This window comes from Pseudomonas sp. SO81 (assembly GCF_030374125.1).
In the GTDB taxonomy this organism is placed as follows: domain Bacteria; phylum Pseudomonadota; class Gammaproteobacteria; order Pseudomonadales; family Pseudomonadaceae; genus Aquipseudomonas.
This window is the reverse complement of the sequence record NZ_CP126126.1, coordinates 2,433,487-2,443,617: the sequence shown is the minus strand read 5'-3', so window position 1 is coordinate 2,443,617 and position 10,131 is coordinate 2,433,487. Positions and strand designations below refer to the sequence as shown.

Sequence of the window (10,131 nt, the reverse complement as noted above, 5' to 3'; positions counted from 1 at the left end):
AATGGACAAGCCGGTGATGCAGTACTCCACTCGACTCCTCAAAGGCGCCTCTGTTGGCAGGGGCCTGCTGGCCGCATTGCTCCTGCTGCTGCCGGCCTGGTGCGGAACGGCTCATGCCTTCGGCCTGCTGAGCATCCCCGGGGTGTACATCCCGCAGACCTATCTCAAGATCGGCGCAGCCTATACCCGGGCGATCGTTCCCGGGCCGAACGGTCGACCCGTTTACGTGGAGTTCAATACCAGCGGCAAGGAGGCTGCTGAGATCGGCGAGGCGACCGGCCCGCTGGAGCGTGCCAAGGTCATGCCGGCGGGCACCTATCGTGCCTATCTGCAACGCCTCAGCGATGCCCGTCAGCGCTACCCCGACAGCCAGGTCATGAAGGCCTCGGAGTATCGAGGCAAGACGTTCAAGACGGTGACCGGCGAGACCATCAAGAAGCCTTCGATTTCCATGAGCTCGCTGACCGTGCTGGTCCGCGCCGATGAGCAGCTCTTCTCTACCGATGGCAAGGAGCTGCTGCTCCTCGAGCTACCCATCAAGTCCGACGTGCAGCCCAGCAGCAGTAGCCAGTCGCTGCTGCTGTCCGAGCAGGGTGACATCCTCCATCAGACGCCTAACACCATCGGCTATCGGGTCGGTTTTCATGGCAAGGATGGCAAGGTCAACGAGAACCTGGGGCGTGATCGTCAGTCGCAGATCTACGGCCCGCTTGCTGGGGTACCTATACGGTTATGGCATGAAGGCGGGGCTCTAACGGGCCAGGATGGTCGCTATGTAATGCCCTATATGTTGCCTCCATGTCCGGGCTTCTCCATCGAATATAAGACCGACGCCTATCTGGAGCTCTACTACAAGCGCTTCAACCCACGCGGCAAATCCTACCTGCCCTATTACATAGTCCGCCCGGACTGGGATTTCTGCACCGGCTTCGAGGTATACAGCTGGCTGCTGATGGGTATCAAGCTGAGTATGGCCATGCCGGCTGAGCCCAATCTCGACTTCCCGCTGGACCTGATGGTCATCGATGGCGCCGCCACTCTCCGCGGCGCGAAGCTTGGCGGCAAAACCGAGTACAGCTCCGAAACCGGAGAGCGTGACCATCGTCTGCAGGAAAAGTACGACTTCGACGGCGATGAGAAACCGGACTGGGCGGTGCCCGGCAAGAAGGTCAAGAAGGAGATCGATGGTGAGGAGCGTGAGGTCTTCGTCAGGACCAGTCTGGAAGAGGCGCAGCTTCAGGGCATCTATCTATCCAGCCGCTACGATTCCGTGCCGGCCAATACCGAAGAAACCGGCCCCGACTTCACCCGCCTGATCGATACTTCGCCGGACTTCCAGGATCGAGCCCTGCTCGAAACCATCAGCCAGGAAGACCTGCGTGATACCGATATCTATGTATTCCGCGAGTCCAACGGCCAACTGGTCGCCGAGCGTAGGGGCCTTCACGAGTCGGAGCTCTACAAGAACTACTCCGGTGTGGATTCCGAAACGGGCAGTTTCCGTTTCACCATTCATCTGCGTGGTGAGAAGGAGGGCATATTCAGCTTGTGGGGAATCGACCAGGGTGGGAAGGAGTTCACCAAGTGGCAGAGTGCCGGTGGCTTCAAGGAAGAGTTCCAGAAGCGCAATGCCAACCACCTGAAGCCGGGCGAGATGGTGCGCATCATCGCTATCAACCGCCCCACTGGTTACATGGGCAGCCTGCGTTACCAGCTTGAGTCCGCCGATGTTAGCGGTGGGTATATGGGGTTCACCGGCCAGCAGATCGAGATGAGCCCGCCCAATCTCAAGGTTTGGGCAGAGCGCAAGAACAAGATCGAACAGGGGATGACTAAGGGCGAGGAGAAGAAACAGCTGATCGGCAACGAAGGTGCGGGTCTCGGCAGCGACATCAGTATCGCCATCTATACCGATTGGCTCGACGTCGACGGAACTCCGTTGCCCGAGGAGCTGGCCGATTATGGCTATACCGGACGCTTGGCGAAGATTGTTGCGGCCAATCAGCTTGCTCCGGTCGGCGCTAATAATCTTTCCCAATTCGAGATCAAGCCCGGCCAGCATGTCCAAGTAATTCAACTGCCAGAGAAGGTGTTGGCCAAACAACACTTGTATCTACAAGTAGCAGGTCAGCCGACTAACCGGAATCCTGATTTCTCCTCTGGCGGCGGTAGCGGAATTCTCCAATATCGCCCCTCCAAGTTTGTGCCGGTCATGGTGCCTTTGCATGATGAAGAGGCTAGCGAATTGGCACGGCAGGCATACCGCAAGGCAGTCAAGGAAAACCCGGAGTTGGATCTGAAGAAACCGGAGCCGATGTATGCCTGGCAGTATCGGCCGGAGCTGCAATTCAGCTTGTATGAGTTGAGTGTAAAAGAAATACGCACTATCGATGCCGAGGGTCAGGCTACCAACATTATTAACGAAAAAGAACCACAGGTCCGAGGCGCCGATAAGTACGTCAGTGTTATCTATGACCTGATCAAGTCGTCATTTGGCACGCTGGAGGCTTGGAGCTATCAGACAGAGCGGGAGATTGTTCTGGCTTTTGGTGCTGAAGAAATAAAAGCGACAGTGGGTGAATCGCAAAACATTCAGTTCGAAAATATTGCTCAACTGGCCAGCCTGTCGGCTGAGGACTTCCTCAGTGTGAGGCTGTATGCCAATAACGATGCTGGAAATATTCTGTGGGAGTTTGGCTTCAACTCCGATCTGATGGGGCAATCACCTCAGAAATACATCAGTGTGGATGACCGCGATGTGGAGTTGGTTTCCTATTTGCCGGTGAGCACCGACGAAGAGGATCTCAGAAGCGTGAAGGTCGCGTGGAGCGTAACTGATGGTGGTCAGTTGCAGAGCACCGTCACCGAGTCCAAGTACGGAATATTCAATAACCGTCTGACTGCCTCGACAAAGTCCGGCAAGAGTCACATCGTCACAGCAAAGATCATCGAATCCGAGGACGATCGCGTACAAGTTGGATCGGAGCTGAAGTTTGAGCCGATGATGGTGGTGGCAGGGGTGCCAACCAGCGTGAAGGTCACTAGTGAGTCGACCGAACTGCTAAGTTCGGGAGTCGACAAGACTCTGGTTACCGCCAAGGTTGTGGATCAGTACAACAACCCTGTCCAAGAAGGGACCCCGGTCAGCTGGGATATCACCTATAGCGGTGACTTGGAGAGGTCGGACCTAGTAGTAGGTAGCGATGGCACGGCGAAGGCAGTATATCGAGCAGGCCTGGAAACCTTGCCCACTGACATTACCCTAACGGCCGATGATGTGGAGTCGAAGGTCACCATCGAGAAAAAAGCGCTGGACTACACCCTGTCCATCTCCGCCAATACTCTTACGCCGGGCTCCGTTGGGACCGTGACTGCAACCTTGAATCAGGCGCCGCAGTCGGCTGTCGATGCCATTTGGAGCAACTCCGGGGGAGCAATATCAGGGCCGGAGCTTGTAGAAGGCACGGTGGTGCAAGCTCAATTCCGTATTGATGATGAAATGTCGGCCGATGGTCATATATCGGTCAATATCGGCGGTGTTACCAAGGATGTGAGATACACCATCACGCCGGTAGATCCAGAAGGCGCCATGCAACTGGAATATGCCTCGATTGCTTCAGGAGCGGCGGCGGCCTACGACGTTGAGACTTTGCAAGGGTCGGTAAGCGAGGCAGTGGTGCAATCTACCAATGCCACGGTGTACGGCAAGCCGAACACTACTGTCACCATAAGCGCCGGTGGCTTCTTCACCCCCAACCAGGCGCCTATCGCTTTGTTCCCGATGTCCGGCTTCGATGTGGATGCCAATGGTAACAAGGTGGTACTCGATACTTTGGGCGGGTTAGAAGCCAAGTCAGTAGGCGAGGTGACATGGGACCAGAGCGATTCCTACGTCAAACCCGGCAGCAGCATGAAGTTCGAGGGCGGGCACCTGCGGGTGGCCGACAACGACACGCTGGACTTCAACTCCGACTACTTCGTCAATGTGCGCTTCAAGGCGGATGGCGCTCAAGGCGATGCTGTGATCCTGCGCAAGGGCAGCAACGCCTCGAATGGCTATGAGTTGCGCTTGGTGGCTGGCGACGGGGGCACTTTCTTGCAAGCTCGCGTTTCGACCGAGCAAGGTGACTTCACTGCAACGTCATCAATACCGGTGGTATCGGGCTCATGGTATTTGGCGGGTCTACAGCTGAAGAACGGCATATTAACTGTGGGAGTGGACGGCGAGCGTGTTGGGGTTGCTGCACCGGGACTACCCAACAACACCGGCTTCGCTAGCAACCTGATTATCGGCGAAGGGTTCCGAGGCAATATCAACGAAGTAAAGATTGGGCAGCTGAACGGCTCTCGTGGCTCGCTGGTACTGATCGATGGGGTTACGGAAAAAGAGATCACTTTCGATCAGGATGGGAAGGCGCGGGTATCCATCTCGGGAGGCACGGCCAAGCTCAACAATCTGGGCGCCCGTGTTGGCTTTACCATATATACCGATCCGGTTGCCGCTACGGCCCATACCGGTGGCAGGGAGCTGCGGTATCGCAACGCCATCAGCCGTTTCACTTGGTTAGGCAATACATTCGAGCAAGCCCAGGCGGCGGGTGTTCCCCTTGCAGGTAGTCAGGAAGGTGGAGTTGCTGTGGTGGATGGTCAGGCCATGGCCGAAGCCATCGACATGCTCAAAAAGGCCGGCAAACCGGCGTGGGAGGCAATCAAGACCGCAACCGAGTTTCTGTTTGAAATGACCAGCATCTCGGACCTCTATCAGCTCACCAAAGCTACTTACTTGTGGATCAATGGTCGATTCGACGAAGTGGACAAGATCGAACTGGCATTCGCGGGGATCGGTGTAACGCTTACTGTCGTCACCATCGCCGTGAGTGTCGGCTCCGGCGGTACCGGAGCGCCGGGTTCGATTGCTGCCATGATTTCGGTGAAAGGGGCACTCAAGGTACTCAAGTCCACTCTCAAAGAAATCTTCATCAAAGAGCCTGGGCAGATCCTCAAGATCGGCGGCACTGCCGCTCGCTGGGCATTCGACTTGGTGGCCAAGATTCTGGGCAGCAAGGGCGGTGCCGAGGCTGCGATGAAACAGCTAGTAGATTTCAAGGATATTTTTGTCGATCTGATCAAGAACGGTTCGGCTGCCACTTGGAATCTACTCAAGTCCATCGGCCAGAGTCCGGCAGGCTTTGTCGCTTTCCTCAACTTGCGCAAGCTACGCAATCTGCCTTGCTCGGTTGCTGCCCTAGATCGACCGAGCGACTTACTCTATGCGCGCTTGACACCGCTAAGTCTGGCCATCAGCAATGCCAACGCAGCGGCACTTTGCGGTGTTCCGTTGCAGGACAAGGTCACGGACTTAATGCGTGGCCTAGACGCCGCGCAGCAGAAACAACTGGCCGATATCGTCAACATAGCCACGCGAATAGATGGCTCTCAGGTAGGTGGTCTGGCGCTCTCGGCGGGTACTCTAGACAATATCGCCGAATTTGTTGGTAAAGGTCGTGGCGACAGTATTCTGGCCTTTATCAAGAATATGGAAGATCCAAGCATCACGGCCATGGGTAGATTTCGTTTCGATAATATGAACAAAGTTGTTAATGGTTCCACTGCCTTTGACTCATTGTTCGATGCAATGAAATATCTACCGGAAGAGAACCTGGTCAAGGCGTTCAATCAGTTGGCGGCGAAGAATCAGGGCAACATTCGTGGCATCTATGGTGAGGCCAGAACCTTCAAGGACCTGAAGGCCAATCCGAAGATTACCCGTGAGGATGGTACTGTCCTAGATATTGATCCTGATTCGCTGAAGGTTGGTGATAACGTCGACACGCCTCTAGCGACCAACGTGCAGGGTGTGGATATCGAAGGGGTGTTGGTTGATGTCTCATCCACTGGAGTCACTGCCCAAGGCGGGAAACTGTTTGTGGAGGTGAAGAACTACACTTCCAGTTATACGCAATCCAAAATCATGGAGCAGACGCAGAAACATTTCGCTAGTAATATTTTTGCCCAATTCAATAAGGATACGGGTAAGTGGATAGGCAATAAGAAGCCACAGTTGCATTACCAGTGGATGGGCGATGCGTTCAATACGCCCGCCAAGGTGGATGCTCGCAAGAAGTGGGTGCAGAAGGCCTGCGAGGATGCGATAAAACCTTTTCCTGATTCGGGGTTTGACTGCAAGAAAGATATCAGTTTCAAAATCCTGACTGAGGTCATTGATCCGTTGACAACCAAGGGCATATGACATGGGCGCAGGTATACCGGCAAAGAAAGCGACCTTTCGTTTGGTGCAGAAATTCAATGGCGTTGTTTCAGCGGCGCTGGGCAATGATCGGCTCTACGTGCTGTACAGCTCGAAAGATGGTAGCGGTAAGCGTTTTTTCAAAGACTTCGATCTAAACCAATACGATGGGGTTGAAGAAGATGTGCCGGAGCGGCTGGTTCGATCGGCACAGCCACGGTGGCGACCGATCTTCCTGCAGGGCGATCTTCTCTACGTGTATGGGGAAACGCCTGAGCTGATCGACGTAAGCCAATGGGTGGCGTGCTATAGCGAATATGAAGGTCGAGCCAATCCGGACTGGGCGGTCGACGGTCGTTTCGCCTTTGACGGTAAATGTATTCACCGTGCATTTGGTTGGAACAACTACACCCGAGGTCTAGATATCGTGCAAAACGGCAACCTAGTCGATCATGCCGATATCGACATTCAATATTTCCTGCCGTCCGCCGATGGGCTTATATTCGGCGTGAGGCTTTCCACGCCGACCTTCTGTGTGTACTCGCTCCGTGAAAAGGCGATAAAGCTTGAAGTTCCGCTGGTGCACTATGAGTTTGCCAACGACGAGCCCGAGGCCTCAGTGTCTAGGTGTGGCAACCAGCTTCATGTGCTGGCAGGCAACCATGTGTTGATTATTGACTTGACAAACTTCAGCATTGTTGGTGAGTTCGCCTACTTCAACTCTGCTTTCATGCAATCGCTGCTGGCCGGGTTGAAATACAAAAATGCTGCCTTTCCCCAGTACATCAGCGCATCAATGGATACGTTAGTGCTTAGCAATACTAACGGTGCGGGTTATGTGCTGTGTTTGTCAACGGTTGATGGGGCAGTGTTGTGGGGTCGTAAAAGTAGTCGAGAAATGTATGCCGCCAATACTGACGGTGACCTAGTATTTGGCCTAGAGGAGCGCCGCCCGCGCGCCTGGGACAAATACACCGGTGAAGAAGTATGGCAGGCGTCGGCTGGCACCATCGCAAACACTATTGATGTGAGCGATAACTGGGTGGTCTACCACCAGCCTGCCGGGGACGTTCAATGCTTCACCTGGAAGAAGCCCTATTCATCCCCGCATCGTCCGAGCTAAGGGATGTCTACCGTTGTTACCCCGCTGCTGAAGGCGGCTACTTGGGTTGAGCAGGCTGGCGAGCACGGCCTGCTCATCGCCCCTTTGAATACACATGTAGCGCCTGCGCAAGCCCCAGTGGTGGTATATGTCATCGATCAGGGCGATACAGTGGAGTTTCTTCCTGCCAGTGAGACCAATGCCCAGCAGCAAGATGCCATCCACCAGGCGGCGCTGGCATCCTTGCGTCAGCGTCTAAGCCGGATTGATTGGGAGCCAATGGCAGATAGCAGCCGGATAATGATGCTGGCAGGCGACTTCAATGCTGCTGAGTGCCTACTGCTTCCTGAGCGCCTGCAAGAGGCACATGCCCTGCTCAATGCTCCCGACTTATTGGCTTGTACCCCGAAACGTGGCGTGTTGCTGGTGGGAGCCTACGACCCCAACGACAAATACAGACTCGAGGCATTTGTCGAGCTTTGCTATCAAATCTATTACGGCGAAGAAGACGAGTCGGTTTCTCCCGTGGTGTGGGGTATATCCGAAGGCAGAATAAAGGATGCGCTGCAGCTTGAGGTGCCCTATTTGCGCTACTTGCAGGAGCGCTATGGCTCTGATGCTGACGCGCCCCCTATTGTTTTGGCAGAGTTAAATAAGCCAGCGGGGAGAGTCTTTTATTCTCCCGGCCAGATAGCCTTCATGACCCTCTTTGGTACTCTGCTGGCCGGGGTATATGCATTGGCCAGCAACTATAAGCATCTGGGCATGACCAATGCTATGCGCTTTACTTGGTTGGCCGCATTGGTACTACTTCCGCTTAATGTCTTCTGGTTTATGGGTGCCCCTAGTAGTCCTTACGATAAGTTCTATCCGCTATTGCCGGCATTTTTCCTAGGAATAGGCGGCCAGCTGTTGCAAGGGCGACGGATTAAACAGGCGATGGAGATTGATGGACGGCTTCACGGTGTGTGGCGCCAGTGCCTAGTTATTGGCATATCTCTACTGACGATGGTGCCATTAGTCGCAGTGCTGATTTCATTTACACCTGAGTGATAAATCCCGCTATCTACCATGAGCCTCCTCGCTACCACTGACTCAGCAACGCCCATCGCTCTATTGCCATTCGCCTTCGCCAAACGCCACGGTGTGCTGCTGCGCGAGCCCTTTGGCCAGGCGCAACTGCAGGTGCGCCGGGGTGCCAGCCTGGCGGCCGTGCAGGAGGCCCAGCGCTTCGCCGGTCGCGTACTGCCGCTGCACTGGCTGGAGCCGGAAGCCTTCGAACAGGAACTGACCCTGGCCTACCAGCGCGACTCCTCCGAGGTACGGCAGATGGCCGAGGGCCTCGGCGCCGAACTCGACCTGGCCAGCCTGGCCGAACTCACTCCCGAATCCGGCGACCTGCTCGAGCAGGAAGACGACGCGCCGATCATCCGCCTGATCAACGCCATCCTCAGCGAGGCGATCAAGGCCGGCGCCTCCGACATCCACCTGGAAACCTTCGAGAAACGCCTGGTCGTGCGCTTTCGCGTCGACGGCATCCTGCGCGAAGTGATCGAGCCGCGCCGCGAGCTGGCGGCATTGCTGGTCTCGCGGGTCAAGGTCATGGCGCGCCTGGACATCGCCGAGAAGCGCGTGCCGCAGGACGGCCGTATCTCGCTCAAGGTCGGTGGTCGCGAAGTGGATATCCGCGTGTCGACCCTGCCGTCGGCCAACGGCGAGCGCGTGGTACTGCGTCTGCTCGACAAACAGGCCGGGCGCCTGTCGCTGCAGCACCTGGGCATGAGCGAGCGCGACCGCCGCCTGCTCGACGACAACCTGCGCAAGCCCCATGGCATCATCCTGGTCACCGGCCCCACCGGCTCGGGCAAGACCACTACGCTGTACGCCGGCCTGGTCACCCTCAATGACCGCTCGCGCAATATCCTCACGGTGGAAGACCCGATCGAGTATTACCTGGAAGGCATCGGCCAGACCCAGGTCAACCCGCGGGTGGACATGACCTTCGCTCGCGGCCTGCGCGCCATCCTGCGCCAGGACCCGGACGTGGTGATGGTCGGTGAGATCCGCGACCAGGAGACCGCCGATATCGCGGTGCAGGCCTCGCTCACCGGTCACCTGGTGCTCTCCACCCTGCACACCAACAGCGCCGTCGGCGCTGTCACCCGCCTGGTCGACATGGGCGTCGAGCCGTTCCTGCTGTCCTCGTCGCTGCTCGGCGTGTTGGCCCAGCGCCTGGTGCGTGTGCTCTGCCCGCATTGTCGCGAGGCGCGCCCGGCCGACGAGGCCGAATGCGGCCTGCTCGGCCTCGATCCACACAGCCAGCCGCAGATCTACCACGCCAAGGGGTGCCCCGAGTGCCACCAGCAGGGCTACCGCGGCCGGACCGGCATCTACGAACTGGTGATCTTCGACGACAAGATGCGCACCCTGGTGCACAACGGCGTCGGCGAGCAGGAACTGTTGCGCCACGCCCGCAGCCTCGGTCCGAGCATCCGCGACGACGGTCGGCGCAAGGTGCTGGAAGGGGTGACCACCCTGGAAGAAGTCCTGCGCGTGACTCGAGAAGATTAGGGTCTGCTGATGTTTTTTCACGGCCGCGACGGCGCCGTTTTTTGCGCGGAGCTAGGCGCGAGGAGAGAAGTTTGGTGATTCCAAATGAACGACGAGTAACGACGCGCCGCGCAAAAAACGGCCCGTCCTTGCGGGTTGCGCGCCAAAAGACGCCGTGCGGCGTTGCGGGACTTGGCAAGGGGGGCACCATTACCTGCGTCCCGCGCCTAGC

Annotated in this window: 4 protein-coding genes; all 4 read left to right on the top strand. The window is 56.8% G+C overall.

Annotation, left to right across the window (positions count from 1 at the left end):
* Position 1 precedes the first annotated feature (1 nt).
* Genes OH686_RS11545 through gspE form a run of 4 tightly spaced genes read left to right on the top strand, consistent with a single transcriptional unit; the run spans position 2 to position 9,920 of the window.
* Positions 2-6,250, top strand: coding sequence for a LamG-like jellyroll fold domain-containing protein (locus tag OH686_RS11545; RefSeq protein ID WP_289532707.1), 6,249 nt, complete (start codon positions 2-4; stop codon positions 6,248-6,250).
* Between the two features lies 1 nt (position 6,251).
* Entirely contained in the window at positions 6,252-7,370 is a 1,119-nt protein-coding gene (locus OH686_RS11540; protein ID WP_289532705.1) for a hypothetical protein, read from the top strand.
* A 3-nt stretch (positions 7,371-7,373) separates the two neighbouring features.
* Entirely contained in the window at positions 7,374-8,402 is a 1,029-nt protein-coding gene (locus OH686_RS11535; RefSeq protein WP_289532703.1) for a hypothetical protein, read from the top strand.
* Positions 8,403-8,420: 18 nt separating this feature from the next.
* A complete protein-coding gene (gene gspE, locus OH686_RS11530) occupies positions 8,421-9,920 on the top strand; it encodes a type II secretion system ATPase GspE (RefSeq protein ID WP_289532701.1) in 1,500 nt (499 codons plus the stop codon).
* Positions 9,921-10,131: the final 211 nt, after the last annotated feature.

Coding starts and splice junctions, on each gene's coding strand:
- OH686_RS11545 (WP_289532707.1), top strand. CDS start 2: ATGGACAAGCCGGTGATGCAGTACTCCACTCGACTCCTCAAAGGCGCC.
- OH686_RS11540 (WP_289532705.1), top strand. CDS start 6,252: ATGGGCGCAGGTATACCGGCAAAGAAAGCGACCTTTCGTTTGGTGCAG.
- OH686_RS11535 (WP_289532703.1), top strand. CDS start 7,374: ATGTCTACCGTTGTTACCCCGCTGCTGAAGGCGGCTACTTGGGTTGAG.
- gspE (WP_289532701.1), top strand. CDS start 8,421: ATGAGCCTCCTCGCTACCACTGACTCAGCAACGCCCATCGCTCTATTG.